At 71.5% G+C, this 14,677-nt stretch carries 13 protein-coding genes and 4 pseudogenes; 14 read left to right on the top strand and 3 right to left on the bottom strand.

What is annotated here, in order from left to right; all coding sequences use genetic code 11:
- Nucleotides 1–15 precede the first annotated feature (15 nt).
- On the bottom strand, nucleotides 16–795 hold the full coding sequence (locus ACIBBH_RS14760; RefSeq protein WP_399404607.1) for an alpha/beta fold hydrolase: 780 nt from the start codon (nucleotides 793–795) through the stop codon (nucleotides 16–18).
- Nucleotides 796–832: 37 nt separating this feature from the next.
- A complete protein-coding gene (locus tag ACIBBH_RS14755; RefSeq protein WP_399404606.1) occupies nucleotides 833–1,168 on the bottom strand; it encodes a DUF427 domain-containing protein in 336 nt (111 codons plus the stop codon).
- A gap of 47 nt (nucleotides 1,169–1,215) precedes the next feature.
- On the opposite strand from ACIBBH_RS14755, the pseudogene ACIBBH_RS14750 reads away from it, so the two are divergent.
- The 6 genes and pseudogenes from ACIBBH_RS14750 to ACIBBH_RS14725 all read left to right on the top strand — a co-directional run.
- A pseudogene (locus ACIBBH_RS14750) lies at nucleotides 1,216–1,710 on the top strand (LOG family protein); the annotation flags it as partial.
- A gap of 26 nt (nucleotides 1,711–1,736) precedes the next feature.
- Nucleotides 1,737–2,426, top strand: coding sequence for an SDR family oxidoreductase (locus ACIBBH_RS14745; RefSeq protein ID WP_399404605.1), 690 nt, complete (start codon nucleotides 1,737–1,739; stop codon nucleotides 2,424–2,426).
- Complete coding sequence (locus ACIBBH_RS14740) at nucleotides 2,423–2,824, top strand: hypothetical protein (RefSeq protein WP_399404604.1); 402 nt, start codon at nucleotides 2,423–2,425, stop codon at nucleotides 2,822–2,824. The genes ACIBBH_RS14745 and ACIBBH_RS14740 overlap by 4 nt, the downstream gene beginning before the upstream one ends.
- Nucleotides 2,825–2,857: 33 nt before the next feature.
- Nucleotides 2,858–3,865, top strand: coding sequence for a methionine synthase (locus ACIBBH_RS14735; protein ID WP_399404603.1), 1,008 nt, complete (start codon nucleotides 2,858–2,860; stop codon nucleotides 3,863–3,865).
- A gap of 15 nt (nucleotides 3,866–3,880) precedes the next feature.
- Complete coding sequence (ligA, locus tag ACIBBH_RS14730; RefSeq protein WP_399404602.1) at nucleotides 3,881–6,076, top strand: NAD-dependent DNA ligase LigA; 2,196 nt, start codon at nucleotides 3,881–3,883, stop codon at nucleotides 6,074–6,076.
- A gap of 259 nt (nucleotides 6,077–6,335) precedes the next feature.
- Nucleotides 6,336–8,576 (top strand): putative bifunctional diguanylate cyclase/phosphodiesterase, encoded by a 2,241-nt coding sequence (locus tag ACIBBH_RS14725; RefSeq protein ID WP_399404601.1) that lies wholly within the window; start codon nucleotides 6,336–6,338, stop codon nucleotides 8,574–8,576.
- A 54-nt stretch (nucleotides 8,577–8,630) separates the two neighbouring features.
- Here ACIBBH_RS14725 and ACIBBH_RS14720 read toward each other — a convergent pair.
- Nucleotides 8,631–9,168 (bottom strand): annotated as a pseudogene (locus ACIBBH_RS14720) (TetR/AcrR family transcriptional regulator).
- On the opposite strand from ACIBBH_RS14720, the pseudogene ACIBBH_RS14715 reads away from it, so the two are divergent.
- From ACIBBH_RS14715 to ACIBBH_RS14680, 8 genes and pseudogenes are all read left to right on the top strand, one after another.
- Nucleotides 9,110–9,417 (top strand): annotated as a pseudogene (locus ACIBBH_RS14715) (DUF4267 domain-containing protein); the annotation flags it as partial. The pseudogenes ACIBBH_RS14720 and ACIBBH_RS14715 overlap by 59 nt on opposite strands.
- Before the next feature lie 102 nt (nucleotides 9,418–9,519).
- Entirely contained in the window at nucleotides 9,520–10,011 is a 492-nt protein-coding gene (locus ACIBBH_RS14710) for a cupin domain-containing protein (protein WP_399404666.1), read from the top strand.
- Nucleotides 10,012–10,119: 108 nt separating this feature from the next.
- The gene (gene gatC / locus ACIBBH_RS14705; protein ID WP_031117542.1) at nucleotides 10,120–10,416 is read left to right on the top strand and encodes an Asp-tRNA(Asn)/Glu-tRNA(Gln) amidotransferase subunit GatC; all 297 of its coding nucleotides are present in this window, start codon (nucleotides 10,120–10,122) and stop codon (nucleotides 10,414–10,416) included.
- Nucleotides 10,417–10,420: 4 nt separating this feature from the next.
- The gene (gene gatA / locus ACIBBH_RS14700; protein ID WP_399404600.1) at nucleotides 10,421–11,914 is read left to right on the top strand and encodes an Asp-tRNA(Asn)/Glu-tRNA(Gln) amidotransferase subunit GatA; all 1,494 of its coding nucleotides are present in this window, start codon (nucleotides 10,421–10,423) and stop codon (nucleotides 11,912–11,914) included.
- Nucleotides 11,911–12,153 carry a hypothetical protein gene (locus tag ACIBBH_RS14695; protein ID WP_399404599.1) on the top strand — a complete coding sequence of 81 codons (243 nt, stop codon included), beginning with the start codon at nucleotides 11,911–11,913 and terminating at the stop codon, nucleotides 12,151–12,153. Before gatA ends, ACIBBH_RS14695 begins: the two co-directional genes overlap by 4 nt.
- A gap of 15 nt (nucleotides 12,154–12,168) precedes the next feature.
- Nucleotides 12,169–13,683 carry an Asp-tRNA(Asn)/Glu-tRNA(Gln) amidotransferase subunit GatB gene (gatB, locus tag ACIBBH_RS14690; protein WP_399404598.1) on the top strand — a complete coding sequence of 505 codons (1,515 nt, stop codon included), beginning with the start codon at nucleotides 12,169–12,171 and terminating at the stop codon, nucleotides 13,681–13,683.
- A 94-nt stretch (nucleotides 13,684–13,777) separates the two neighbouring features.
- On the top strand, nucleotides 13,778–14,092 hold the full coding sequence (locus ACIBBH_RS14685) for a hypothetical protein (protein ID WP_399404597.1): 315 nt from the start codon (nucleotides 13,778–13,780) through the stop codon (nucleotides 14,090–14,092).
- Nucleotides 14,093–14,162: 70 nt separating this feature from the next.
- Nucleotides 14,163–14,649, top strand: a pseudogene (locus tag ACIBBH_RS14680) (GNAT family N-acetyltransferase); the annotation flags it as partial.
- Nucleotides 14,650–14,677 lie beyond the last annotated feature (28 nt).

The following is a 14,677-nucleotide window of genomic DNA, read 5'->3' as shown; positions in this document are numbered from 1 at the left end:
CCTGTGCGGTGAAGGTCACGCGGTGAAGAACTCCGCGAGCGCCGACGCCAGCACATTCGGGTCCACCATGTGCGTCTGGCCCTCCAGGACGCGGTACGTCCCCTGAGGCACCGTCTCCGCGACGGCCCGCGTCGCCTCGCGGAGCCACGCCGGGCTCTCGCCGCCCGCGACCGCCAGCACCGGGACGGTGAGCGCGGCCAGCCGGTCCCGGGGTACCAGCCCGTTGCCCATGACCGCGTCGTCGTAGGCCAGGGTCGGCGCGATGGCCTCCATATCGGCCCACATGGGGGACTGGCGGGCGCCCTGGATCATCTGCTCGGCCAGCCCGGTGAGCCGGAGGAACAGCTCCACCGCGTCACCGCGCCTGCCCTGCGCGAGCGCCTCGGTGAGGTTCTCCGTGTACTCGGCGCGCCCCTTCGCCCCTTCCTCGTCCAGGGCGAACGGCGTCTCGTACACGGCCACCTGACGCACCGGCAGCCCGCTCGCCGCCGCCTCCAGGGCCAGCGCGCCGCCCGAGGAGATGCCGTAGAGCGCCGCCTCGCCGCCCACCGTGTCGATCAGCGCCGCGAGGTCCTCGACCTCCCGCTGAACCGCGTACGGTGCCGTGTCGCCGCTTCTGCCGCGGCCCCGGCGGTCGTACACGACGGCCTGGAAGCGGCCCGCCAGGCACTGCGCGAGGGGCGCCACGGTCCCGCCCGTGGACATCGCACCGCTCACCAGGATGACCGCGGGCCCCTGACCGGTGCTCGTGTAGGCGATGCGGGTGCCGTCACGGGAAAGCGTCTCCTTGTCCATACCCGTGCAGACTGCCGCATCGCACGGAACTCATCGGTCATGACACGTCGACTTCGTAGAAGCAGAGGTGGTCCTTGATCCGCGCCACGTCCGGCTTCGGGTCGAGGTACGCCCAGACGAGGTCGGGGGCGTCCGGGAGCGACCAGTACGACGCCGTGCCCTTGAAGGGGCAGTGGGTGCGGGTGCCGGAGGGGGTGAGGAGGTCGAGGCGTACGTCCTCGGCGGGGATGTAGTACCGCACCGGACAGCCGGTCTCCCGCAGCACCAGGGGGCGGTCGGTCTCGGCCAGCACCTCCTCGCCGTGCACCACGCGCACGTGCTGCCCGCCCTCCTGGATCGTGATCGTGTGTCCTGTCGCATGTCCTTCGGTCATACCGGGAAAGCGCTCGCGGCCCCCCGCTTCTTCCCGCCTGCACTGACCGCGTGATCGGCAAGGCCGGGCACACCCTTGTCCGGGGCGGTTCGAACGTCGGCCTGATGAAGGTGGTCGCCGACGGGGTGCAGGAGGCGGGCGGCCGTCTCGTCGGCGTCTTCGTCGGCTTCCTGGCGAACAAGGTGCGGCCCGGCGCCGCCGAGACGGTGATCGCCGAGGACCTCGCCACGGGGTCACCCACGCCTTTGGGGGAGTGGGGGAGGAAGAAGCTGCTGCTGGAGAAGGCCGACGCGGTGGTGATCATGGTGGGCGGCACCGGGACGCTCTACGAGGCCACCGAGATCCTGGAGCTGAAGAAGCACGGTCACACCGACAAGCCGGTGGTGCTGCTGAAGACGGCCGGTTTCTACGACGGGCTGAAGGAGCGGTTCCGCCGCATGGAGGACGAGGGCTTCCTGCCCCGCCCGCTGGCCGTGATGTTCTTCGCCGAGGAGCCGGCGGCCGGGCCGGCATACCTGGAGGAGCACCAGGGCGCCGGGTGAGCGGCGGCGGATGCGAGCATGGCGCCATGGCTACTCATGTGATCACCGGAGCGGGTTCCGGCATCGGCGCGGCCGTGGCCCACCGTCTGCACGCGCGCGGGGACGAACTCGTGCTGCACGCGCGCGACGCGGGCCGCGCGAAGGAACTGGCGGCCGAGTTCCCCGGCGCGGCAACGCTCGTCGGCGACCTCGCCGACCCGGACCGGCTGTCCTGGGCCTTCTCCCACCAGACGCTCCCCGACCGGGTCGACTCCCTGCTGCACATCGCCGGAGTAGTCGACCTCGGCGAGGTGGGCGATCTGACCCCCAAGTCCTGGCGCCACCAGCTCAACGTCAACCTGATCGCCCCCGCCGAGCTGACCCGCCACTTCCTGCCCCAGCTCCGCGCCACCCGGGGCCACGTGGTGTTCGTCAACTCCGGCGCCGGCCTCAACGCCCACGCCGGCTGGTCCGCCTACGCCGCCTCCAAGCACGGCCTCAAGGCCCTGGCCGACTCCCTGCGCCACGAGGAACACGGCAACGGCATCCGGGTCACCTCGGTCTACCCCGGCCGCACGGCCAGCCCCATGCAGGCCAAGGTCCACCAGCAGGAGGGCAAGGAGTACGACCCGGCCCGGTGGATCGACCCCGAGTCGGTCGCCACCACGATCCTCACCGCTCTCGACCTGTCCAGGGACGCGGAGATCAACGACGTGACGGTGCGGCCGGGGCGGTGACCGGTTCGCGGCGGGCCGGGGTGGCGGGCGGTGACGAGATCCGCCGGTGGCTGGACGGGGTCCGGGACCGCACCGAGGGGGTGTGGATCCTGGCCGGAGGGGACAACGGCTCACCACTCGCCCGGCGCCCGGTCGTGGGGGAGGTCCACGGCCCGGCCGGCCTCGCCGAGCTCCGCACCCTCGCCACGACGGGCGAGTTCCTGGACGGCATCTGCCGCTGCTTCGGCAGCCTCACCCTCGCCCTGTTGGACGCGGGCGCCGAGATCATCGGCAGCGAAGCCTGCACGGCGTCACCGACCTCGCCTGGGAGCGAGGCCGCTTCCGCAACAATCTCCAGGTGGCCGACCCGGAACGACTGGCCGCGTTCCTGGAGCGGCAGGGGAACGTACCGGCGTTGAGGCCGCCCGGGTAGGGTTACGTACGCTTCCAGGGTGAGCGAAAACAGCCAGTTGAGGTTCGGTGCCGCCACCGGTATCGGTTCCATGCCCGGTGGGGACGCCCGTGAGGCCGTCAAGACCGTCACCGGCAGCTTCGAGGACTTCCCCTTCCTGCCCGAACTGCCCGCCCGGGGACCGGGCGCCGACATGATCGGGCGTACGGCCGGGATACTCGTCGAGCTGTACGCGCGCGTGGAGCCCAGTGGCTGGCGGATCGGGGACCGGCCGGGGCGGGACACCAAGCGGGCCCGGGCCTGGCTGGGGGAGGACCTCGACGCACTGGAGGAGTTCACGCAAGGCTACGAGGGTCCGCTGAAGGTGCAGGCCGTCGGACCCTGGACGCTGGCGGCGAACCTCGAGCTGAGGAACGGCGAGGCCGCCCTCTCCGACCCCGGCGCCTGCCGCGACCTCGCAGCCTCCCTCGCCGAGGGGCTGCGGCTGCACCTGGCCGAGGTCCGGCGGCGGATCCCGGGCGCACGGCTCGTCCTGCAACTCGACGAGCCGTCCCTCACCGCCGTCCTGCGCGGGCAGGTGAAGACCGCCAGCGGCTACCGGACCCACCGCGCCGTGGACCGGCAGGTCGTCGAGTCCGCCCTCCGGGACATCGCCGGCGTGCACGCGCCCGATCCCGTGGTGGTGCACTCCTGCGCCCCGGACGTTCCGTTCGCCCTGCTGCGCCGGGCGGGCGTGGCCGGGGTCTCCTTCGACTTCTCGCTTCTCACCGAGCGTGACGACGACGCGATCGGCGAAGCCGTGGAGGGCGGCACCCGGCTCCTCGCCGGTGTCGTGCCGGGCACGGACGGCCCGTTGTCAGACCCTGCCGGTAGCGTCATGGGTGTCAGGACGCTGTGGCGCAGGCTGGGGCTGCATCCGGGGCTTCTCGCCCAGGCGGTGACGGTCACCCCGGCGTGCGGACTAGCGGGCGCTTCCCCGGAGTACGCGCGCCGGGCGCTCGCCCATTGTGCCCGGGCGGCGAGATCCCTCGCGGACAACCCAGAGTAACGGGAGGACAACACGGTGGCCGGCGACAAGCAGCAGGCGGAGACGGCAGTGCCCGCCGAGGCACGGGAGAAGCACGCGCAGCTCGCTGAGCAGATCGAGGAGCACCGCTTCCGGTACTACGTGAAGGACGCTCCCGTCATCAGCGACGCTGAGTTCGACGGGCTCCTGAAGACTCTGGAAGCGCTGGAGGAGCGGTATCCGGAGCTGCGCACGCCGGACTCGCCGACCCAGAAGGTGGCCGGGTCGTACGAGACGGAGTTCACCTCGGTCGAGCACCGCCAGCGGATGCTCTCCCTGGACAACACCTTCAACGACGACGACCTCGCCGCCTGGGCCGACCGCATCGCCCGCGAACTGGGCGACCAGGAGTACCACTTCCTGTGCGAGCTGAAGGTCGACGGCCTCGCGGTGAACCTCACCTACGAGCGCGGCCGCCTCACCCGCGCGGCCACCCGCGGCGACGGCCGCACCGGCGAGGACATCACGCCCAACGTCCGTACGATCGCGGAGATCCCGGACCGCCTCAGGGGCGACCGCGTCCCCGACCTCGTGGAGATCCGCGGCGAGGTCTACTTCCCGATGGAGAAGTTCGCGGAGCTCAACGAGCGCCTGGTCGCGGCCGGCGACAAGCCGTTCGCCAACCCCCGCAACGCGGCGGCCGGTTCGCTGCGCCAGAAGGACCCGCGCGTCACCGCCACCCGCCCGCTGCACATGGTCGTCCACGGCATCGGAGCCCTGGAGGGCTACCAGGGCCTCACCCGACTCTCCCAGGCCTACGAGCTGCTGCAGACCTGGGGTCTGCCCACGTCCCCGCACAACAGGGTGGTCGACGGCCTCGACGGCGTACGGGAGTTCATCGCGTACTACGGCGAGAACCGCCACTCCGTGGAGCACGAGATCGACGGCGTGGTGGTCAAGCTCGACGAGATCCGCCTCCAGGGCCGTCTCGGCTCCACCGCGCGCGCCCCGCGCTGGGCGATCGCGTACAAGTACGCGCCGGAGGAGGTCAACACCAAGCTGATCGACATCAAGGTGGGCGTCGGCCGCACCGGCCGCGTCACGCCGTACGCCCAGGTCGAGCCGGTCACGGTCGCGGGCTCGGAGGTCGAGTTCGCCACGCTGCACAACCAGGACGTGGTCAAGGCCAAGGGCGTCCTCATCGGTGACACCGTGGTGATCCGCAAGGCCGGTGACGTCATCCCGGAGATCCTCGGACCCGTGGTCGACCTGCGCGACGGCAGCGAACGCGAGTTCGTGATGCCGAGCGAGTGCCCCGAGTGCGGTACGCCGCTGCGGCCCATGAAGGAGGGCGACATCGACCTCCGCTGCCCCAACGGCCGCACCTGCCCGGCCCAGTTGAGAGAGCGCGTCTCCTACCTCGCGGGCCGTGAGTGCCTGGACATCGAGCACTTCGGTCAGGTGGCGGCGGCCGCGCTGACCCGCCCGCTGGAGCCGGCCGACCCGCCGCTGGTCGACGAGGGCGACCTGTTCGACCTGACGGTGGAGAAGCTGCTCCCCATCAAGGCGTACGTCCTCGACCCGGACAGCGGTCTGCCCAAGCGGGACCCGAAGACGGGCGAGGAGAAGGTCGTCACGGTCTTCGCCAACCAGAAGGGCGAGCCGAAGAAGAACACCCTCGCGCTGCTGCGGAACATCGAGGCGGCCAAACAGCGGCCGCTGGCCCGTTTCCTGAACGGGCTTTCCATCCGCCACGTCGGACCGGTGGCGGCGCAGGCCCTGGCGCGTGAGCTCCGTTCCATCGACCGCATCGAACAGGCCACCGAGGAGGAGTTGGCGGCCACCGACGGCGTCGGCCCCATCATCGCCGCGGCCCTGAAGGAGTGGTTCGCGGAGGAGTGGCACCGGGAGATCGTCCGAAAGTGGAAGGCGGCCGGAGTCCCGCTGGAGGACGCGGGCTCCGGCGAGGAGGAGGGACCGCGTCCGCTGGAAGGGCTCACTGTCGTGGTCACCGGCACGCTCGAGCACTTCACGCGCGACGGCGCCAAGGAGGCGCTGCAGAGCCGGGGAGCGAAAGTGACCGGTTCCGTATCGAAGAAGACGTCTTTCGTCGTTGTGGGCGACAACCCGGGATCGAAGTACGACAAGGCCATGCAGCTCAAGGTGCCCGTTCTGAACGAGGACGGTTTCAGTGTCCTTCTGGAGCGGGGACCCGAGGCGGCGGCCGAAGTCGCGCTTCCGACCGGGGAGTAGCGGTTGAAGGCCACCCGAACAGCGCATATCAGATGCATAAGGGTGGCCAGGGCGCATTCGGGCAACCGTCGACGACCGCTGCCCGTGGAAGCCCTGTGCGGCCTACTGTTGAGGGATGCGCCTGCCGTGCCCAGCTGCGGTCGGGGCATCCTCCTGCTCCGGCGGAGCGGGAGGAAGGGCTTTCCAACGCGGAGCCGCTCATGATTGTCGGGCATCGGGCCGCGTGGCGTGGGCACCGCCGGCTGTGAGAGGGACGGGAATGGAACCGACCGAGAGCGCCGCCCCGAACTCCCGGCTGCGCCTGCGCCGCAGGGCGGCCGCATGGCGGGGGAGCCGGTGGACGGGGCGGACCGCGGAGCGTCCGGGCGCGCGGCGACGCGCCGCCGGGCCGCCCACCGCGACGGACGCGCGCACCACCCCCGTACCGCTCGCCATCGAGCCCGCCTCCGCGCTGCCCGGCGCCGAACCCGAACGGCGCCTGTCCCGGCCCACGCTGCCCGCGGCCGCCGTCGCGGCCGCCGGCTTCGCCCTGGGCGCCGGTTTCTACCGCGCGTTCACCGACCACCACGCCCTCTTCCCCTCCGGCACGGTGGGCTGGGCCCTGGCCGTGCTGACCGGCGTCATCGTCGGCCACCTGGTCATGCTCGGCCGCTCCCGCTGGTGGGGCGGCACCGGCTCCGGGGCCGCCCTCACCATCGCCGTCCTGCTGCTCTACGGCTGGCTGCCCGCAGGCATGGTCAGCCTCACCGTCGTCGTCCTGGTCGGCATAGCCCGCCGCCACCGCTGGCGCCAGGGCGTGCTGCACGGCGCGGTGGACATCCTCGGCATCGGCGCCGGCGCCCTGGTGCTGGGCGCCTTCGGCCGCGTACCGACCGTCGAGCGGCCCTGGAACCCCGAGACCTGGACCGTCACCACCGCCCCCGAGGTCGTCCTCGTCGCGGTCGCCTACCTCGCGGTCACCCGCGTCCTGCTGTGGTACCTGCACGCCCCGCGCGGCGGCCTGCCCACCGTCGCCCGCACCGCCCTGGCCAGACAGGGCCTGGTCGCGGTCGCGCTGCTCGGTATCGCGCCGCTGGTCTGCGTGGTCGCCGTCGCCCAGCCGCTGCTGCTGCCGCTGTTCGCCATCCCCCTCGTCGCGCTCGACTCCACGCTGTGGATAGCCCGGGCCCGGGCGGAGGAGCAGCTGCGCGATCCCCTGACCGGGCTGCCCAACCGGCAGTGGCTGCTGGAGCGGACCTGGACGGCCCTCGACGACGCCGAACGCATCGGCGCCCGGGCCGCCCTGATGCTGATCGACCTGGACCGCTTCAGGTCGGTGAACGACACCCTCGGTCATCTCGCCGGTGACCGGCTCCTGCTGCAGATAGCGGACCGGCTGCGGCTGGCGCTGCCGCGCGGCGCGGAGGCCGCCCGGCTCGGCGGCGACGAGTTCGCCGTGTTACTGCCCGTCGCCGACTCCACCACGTCGGCGACCCGGGTGGCCCGCGGCCTCGTCACCGCCCTCAGCTCCCCGCTCGACCTCGACGGGCTCACCCTCGTCCTGGAGGCCAGCGCGGGCGTCGCCGTCTTCCCCGACCACGCCCTCGACGCCGAAGGGCTGCTGCGCCGGGCGGACGTGGCGATGTACCAGGCGAAGCGGGACCGTACGGGCGTCGAGGTCTACGAGTCCAAGCGGGACTCCAACACGCCCGACCGGCTGGGCCTGCTGGGCGACCTGCGCCGGGCGCTGGACGCGCACGAGGTCCAGCTGCACTACCAGCCCAAGGTCCGCTTCGACGGGCAGGTCGCGGGGCTCGAGGCGCTGGTCCGCTGGGTGCATCCCGAGCGCGGGAAGGTGCCGCCGGACGAGTTCATAGCGATCGCCGAGTCCTCGGGGCTGATGCCCCATCTGACGGAGTACGTGCTGGAGACGGCGCTCGGGCAGGTCGCGCGGTGGCGGGCGCAGGGACTGCGGGTGCCGGTGGCGGTCAACGTCTCCCCGCGCGACGTCCACACCCCGGGTTTCGCGGGGTCCGTCGCCGCGCGGCTGGCCCGGCACGGGGTCCCGGCGGGAGCGCTCCAGCTGGAGATAACCGAACACGTCCTGCTGGAGGACCCGCAGCGGGCCGCCGACACCCTCGCCGGGCTGACCGCGCACGGCGTGAAGATGTCCCTCGACGACTTCGGCACCGGCTACTCCTCGCTGGTGCACCTGCGCCGGCTGCCGGTCAGCGAGCTGAAGATCGACCGGTCCTTCGTGGCCCGCCTCGCCGTGGACACCGAGGACGCGGAGATCGTGCGGTGCACGGTCGACCTCGCCCACTCCCTGGGCCTGCTCGTCGTCGCGGAGGGCGTCGAGGACGACGAGACCTGGGAACGCCTGCGGGACCTCGGCTGCGACGCCGTACAGGGGTGGCTGGTGGCCGCGGCGATGCCTCCCGAGGAGACGACGGCGTGGTTGCGGGCGCGCGGATCGCGGGGGTGGCAGCGCCCCCGGGCGGCGCTGCCGGCCGCCGAGTGAGTCTTCCACCCGGCCCGCCCGTTCATCCTTGACGGAGACCGCCCGCCCGTCGCGTCACGGCATGTGCTCCCCCGTGAAGCGGCCGATCAGCAAGGACAGCCGGCGTTCATGTGCCTCCCCGGGCAGGCGCCCGCTGCGCATCAGGGTGACGAGGCCGTGCAGGCCCGCCCAGTACGTCTCCGTGAGGAGCCCGGGTCGTCGCCGTCCCCGGCGATCGGCTCCACGGCCCGCGCCAGCTCGCCGAACGCCTCGTGCAGCGCGGCCGGGGCCTCGGCGGTCGCGAACGGCAGGTCCACGGTGTGCGTGAACATCGCGTCGTACAGGGCGGGCCGGCGCCGGGCGAAGGCCGGGTAGGTCTCGCCCACCGCCGCCAGCGCCGCTCGGGCGCCCCCGGCAGCCGTACGCGCCGCCCGCAGCTCATCCGCCAGCTCCGCGAAACCTGCACCGCGACCGCGGCCATGATCGCGTCCTTGCCCTTGAAGTGGCTGTAGAGGACGGGCTGGCTGTACTCGATCTCGGCGGCCAGCCGCCGCGTGGTGACCGCGTCCCAGCCCTCGGACTCCACCAGCTCCCGCGCGGCCGTGACGATCAACCGCTCGTTCGCGTCGGTTCCTGTTCCAGCCCCCTCCGCCGCCGCCGGCTACGGAGCCCCGGCCGATCCCGCCGGCGACGCCGGCGCCTATCTCGCGATCAAGGGCCTCAGGGACGGCACCTTCGGCCTGGTGGGCCTTGCGCTGCTGGCCTTGGCGGGGGCGCACGCCGAGGCCTGGCTCATGCAAGCGTGGCGCTCGTCCCACTCGGCGACACGCTGATAGTCCTGCGGCACGGCGGCACGAAGGCCGTGGCGTTCGGAATCCACTTCGCCACCGCGGTCGTTGTGCTGATCAGTGCCGCTCTGCTCTTCGCCGTCCGACCGCGTCAGCACCATCACAGGGGTTCGGAAATGTCGCTGTTCGTACCCAGGTTCGACTCGTCCGTAATCGTCCGTGACGCGGAGGCCGAGGTCGTCGGCCGTGCTCCCGCCACCGTCCGGCTGCTGGCCGACAGCAGTCGGACCGGCGGCGCGCTGTCCACCCAGCGCGTCACCCTCACGGCGGGCGCGGACGGCGCGAAACCGCACTGGCACAACAACTCCGCCGAGATGTTCTTCCTGCTCGACGGCGCCGCGGAGATCCTCTCCGGCGAGGACGTCGTCACCGCCGGCCCGGGCGACCTCGTCATCGTCCCGCCCGGCAAGCCGCACGCCTTCGCCGCCGTACCGGGCGCCGACGCCGACCTGCTCATCGTCCTCACCCCGGGCGTCGAACGCTTCGAGTACTTCCGCCACCTCCAGCGCATCGCCCTCGGCGAGGCCACCCCGGACAGCCTCCTGGACGTGCAGGAGCTGTACGACAACCACTTCCTGAAGAGCGAGGCCTGGGACGGGCGCCGCTGACCTCGGAGCGTGCGGCCGGGCAGACCGTTTCACGGGCACCTGCCCCGGCCCCATAGGATTAGGACCCCTAGGCCCGAACCACACACACTCACCCCAGAGGAACGCTGCATGCCTGGCATCACGCGCGAGGAGGTCGCCCACCTCGCCCGGCTGGCGCGTCTGGAGCTGAAGCCCGAAGAGCTCGACCACTTCGCGGGACAGCTTGACGACATCATCGGCGCGGTCGCCCGCGTCAGTGAGGTCGCCGACCAAGACGTACCGCCGACCTCGCACCCGCTCCCGCTGACGAACGTCATGCGCCCGGACGAGGTCCGTCCCTCGCTCACCCCCGAGCAGGCGCTCTCCGGCGCCCCGGCCCAGGAGCAGCAGCGTTTCAAGGTGCCGCAGATCCTGGGGGAGGACTGATCCCATGACGGACATCATCAAGCTCACGGCCGCCGAGACCGCCGCGAAGATCGTCTCCGGCGAGCTCACGGCCGTCGAGGTCACCGAGGCCCACCTGGCGCGCATCGAGGCCGTCGACGAGAAGGTGCACGCCTTCCTGCACGTCGACCGCGAGGGCGCCCTCGCCCAGGCCCGTGCCGTCGACGAGAAGCGGGCCAAGGGGGAGAAGCTCGGTCCGCTGGCCGGCGTCCCCCTCGCGCTCAAGGACATCTTCACCACCGAGGGCGTGCCCACGACCGTCGGTTCGAAGATCCTCGAGGGCTGGATCCCGCCGTACGACGCGACGCTGACCAAGAAGCTGAAGGCCGCCGACGTCGTCATCCTCGGCAAGACCAACATGGACGAGTTCGCCATGGGGTCCTCCACCGAGAACAGCGCGTTCGGGCCGACCGGCAACCCCTGGGACCTCACCAGGATCCCCGGCGGCTCCGGCGGTGGGTCGAGCGCCGCGCTCGCCTCCTTCCAGGCGCCCCTCGCCATCGGCACCGACACCGGCGGCTCGATCCGCCAGCCGGCCGCCGTCACCGGCACGGTCGGCGTGAAGCCGACGTACGGTGCGGTGTCCCGCTACGGCATGGTGGCGTTCTCCTCCTCCCTCGACCAGGGCGGCCCCTGTGCCCGTACGGTCCTGGACGCTGCGCTCCTGCACGAGGTCATCGCGGGGCACGACCCGCTCGACTCCACCTCCATCGACGCCCCGGTCCCGCCGGTCGTCGAGGCCGCCCGCAACGGCAGCGTGGCCGGGATGCGCGTCGGCGTGGTGAAGCAGTTCCGCGGCGAGGGCTACCAGGCCGGCGTCATCCAGCGGTTCGACGAGTCCGTGGAGCTGCTGAAGGAGCTCGGCGCCGAGATCGTCGAGCTGGACTGCCCGTCCTTCGACCTGGCCCTGTCGGCGTACTACCTGATCGCGCCGTCCGAGTGCTCCTCCAACCTGGCCCGCTTCGACGGCCTGCGCTACGGCCTGCGCACCGGCGACGACGGCACCCACTCGGCCGAGGAGGTCACCTCCCTCACCCGTGAGGCGGGCTTCGGTCCCGAGGTCAAGCGCCGCATCATGCTCGGTACCTACGCCCTTTCGAGCGGGTACTACGACGCGTACTACGGCTCCGCGCAGAAGGTCCGCACGCTCATCACGCGCGACTTCGAGAAGGCCTTCGAGCAGGTCGACGTGATCGTCTCGCCGACCACCCCCACCACCGCCTTCCCGATCGGCGAGCGCGCCGACGATCCGATGGCGATGTACCTGGCCGACCTGTGCACCATTCCGACCAACCTGGCGGGCAACGCGGCCATGTCGCTGCCCTGCGGTCTCGCCCCGGAGGACAACCTCCCGGTGGGCCTGCAGATCATCGCCCCGGCACTGAAGGACGACCGCCTCTACAAGGTCGGTGCTGCTGTGGAGGCCGCCTTCGTGGAAAAGTGGGGGCACCCGCTGCTCGAGGAGGCTCCGTCGCTGTGAGTAAGGCACTGTCGAAGGCCAAGGGCTTCAAGAAGTCCAAGTCCGGTACGTACCTGTCCATGGCCACCACCGCGTTCGGCGCCGTCAGTGTCGTCAAGCAGGTCAAGAAGGCCCGCCTCGAGAACGACACGCTGCGCCTGATCGACGCGGCCGTGTCCGCCGCCGCCATCGTCACCGGCCTCGCCATCCTCTACCGCGAGCTGAAGCGGCTGGGCGACGACGACGTCCTGCTGGGCTGAGAGGGAAGTTTCACCGTGACCACCACGACCGACCTGGTGTCGTACGAGGACGCGCTGGCGTCGTACGACCCCGTCATGGGCCTCGAGGTCCATGTCGAACTCGGCACCAGGACCAAGATGTTCTGCGGCTGTTCGACCGCGCTCGGCGCCGAGCCGAACACCCAGACCTGCCCCACCTGCCTCGGCCTGCCCGGCTCGCTCCCGGTCGTCAACGCGACCGGCGTCGAGTCCGCGATCAAGATCGGTCTCGCGCTGAACTGCGAGATCGCCGAGTGGTGCCGCTTCGCCCGGAAGAACTACTTCTATCCGGACATGCCGAAGAACTTCCAGACCTCCCAGTACGACGAGCCGATCGCCTTCAACGGCTACCTCGACGTGCAGCTGGAGGACGGCGAGACCTTCCGCGTGGAGATCGAGCGCGCCCACATGGAGGAGGACACCGGCAAGTCGACGCACGTCGGCGGTGCCACCGGCCGTATCCACGGCGCGTCCCACTCCCTGCTCGACTACAACCGCGCCGGCATCCCCCTGATCGAGATCGTCACCAAGCCGATTGTCGGCGCGGGCGAGCGCGCTCCCGAGGTGGCGAAGGCGTACGTCCGTGAGCTGCGCGAGGTCATCCGTGCTCTCGGCGTGTCCGAGGCCCGCATGGAGATGGGCCAGATGCGCTGCGACGTGAACCTGTCGCTGATGCCCAAGGGCAGCGCCACGTTCGGCACACGCTCGGAGACCAAGAACGTCAACTCGCTGCGGTCCGTGGAACGTGCGGCCCGCTTCGAGATCCAGCGCCACGCGGCCGTCCTCAGCGGCGGCGGCACGATCGTGCAGGAGACCCGGCACTTCCACGAGGACACCGGGTCGACGACCTCGGGCCGCGTGAAGGAGGAGGCCGAGGACTACCGGTACTTCCCCGAGCCGGACCTCGTCCCGGTGGCCCCCTCGCGCGAGTGGGTCGAGGAGATCCGTTCCGCGCTGCCCGAACTGCCGTTGGTCCGCCGCAACAGGCTCCGCGAGGAGTGGGGCATTTCGGCCACCGACATGCAGGCGATCCTCAACGCCGGTGCGCTGGACCCGATCGTCGCCACGATCGAGGCCGGTGCCGACGCCGCCTCCGCCCGCAAGTGGTGGATGGGCGAACTGGCGCGCAGCGCCAATGAGTCCGGCACGTCCCTGGACGAACTGGCCATCACACCCGAGCAGGTCGCCCGCGTCACCAAGCTGGTGGCCGCCGGTGACCTGAACGACAAGCTGGCCCGCCAGGTCATCGAGGGCGTCCTCGCGGGCGAGGGCACCCCCGACGAGGTCGTCGAGAAGCGCGGACTGAAGGTCGTCTCCGACGAGGGCGCCCTGACCGCCGCCGTCGACGAGGCCATCGCCGGCAACCCGGCCATCGCGGACAAGATCCGCGGCGGCAAGGTGGCCGCGGCCGGCGCCCTGGTCGGCGCGGTCATGAAGGCCACGCGCGGCCAGGCGGACGCCGCCCGGGTGAAGGAGCTGATCCTTCAGAAGCTGGGCGTCAGCGAGGGCTGACCTCTGCTCCAGCTCCTCAGGGGGATGCATCCGCAGTGATGCATCCCCCTCTTGCCGCCACATTGCACAGCCACAGGTACTACGCTCGCCCGCCATGAGTGGACGCGTTGATTCCGACACAGAACCCGAGATAGCCGAGGTGGACGACGCAGAGGACCCCGCCGAGGACGCACGCCGGGCCCGCTGGACGGCGACCGGCACCGGAGCCGTGCTGACCCTGGCGGGTGTCGCCGCCTCCCTGATGCGCCTCACCGGCTCCGCGCCGGCCCTCGTCCCGGCCGCGTACGCCTTCGGCGCCGCGGTGTGCGCCCTGGCCGCGGTGCTGGGCGTCAGAGGCCGTACCCGCCGGGCGCTCTGGCTCCTCATCGCGGGGACGATGATCATGGCGCTCGGCGATCAGTTCGACTGAAGTGCCCCGGATCCGAGCCACCGGAGCGCCGCACCGCACATGAGAGGCTCACGGGCGTCGTGGCGGAACAGGGACGGAGTTCATCGGCCGCCACGTCGGCCTGCCGGACGTGGTGACGGACCTGGAGTCGGCCCGCGCCCATCTCCGCTCGTACGCCGACAAGCGCGCGGCGGACGCCGGCAGCCTGCGCGGGGTGTGGCTGGACGGCAGGCTGGTCGGCGGGCTGCTGTTCCGCCGTCTGGGACACGCCCGGCGGGGTCTGCGAGGCCGGCTGCTGGGTGGAACCCTCCGTGGCCGGGCGCGGGCTGGTCACACGCCGTATGCGGGCGCTGCTGGACTGGGCGTTTGACGAGCGCGGCATGCACCGTGTGGAGTGGCACGTGTCGTCGGCCAACGAACCCAGCATCAACGTGGCGCGACGGCTGGGCATGACCCGCGAGGGCGTGCTCAGGCAGAACTACCTCTGCCGGGGCGTGCGCACGGACACCGAGATCTGGTCGGTGCTCGCTCCCGAGTGGCGTGCGGCACGCGCGCGTGCCGCACACGACGATCATTAAGGGACCTCTCAGAGAGCGTCCGTACGGT

The organism is Streptomyces sp. NPDC051636 (genome assembly GCF_044453765.1).
Taxonomy (GTDB): Bacteria; Actinomycetota; Actinomycetes; order Streptomycetales; family Streptomycetaceae; genus Streptomyces.
This window is presented reverse-complemented; position numbering and strand designations above follow the sequence as displayed.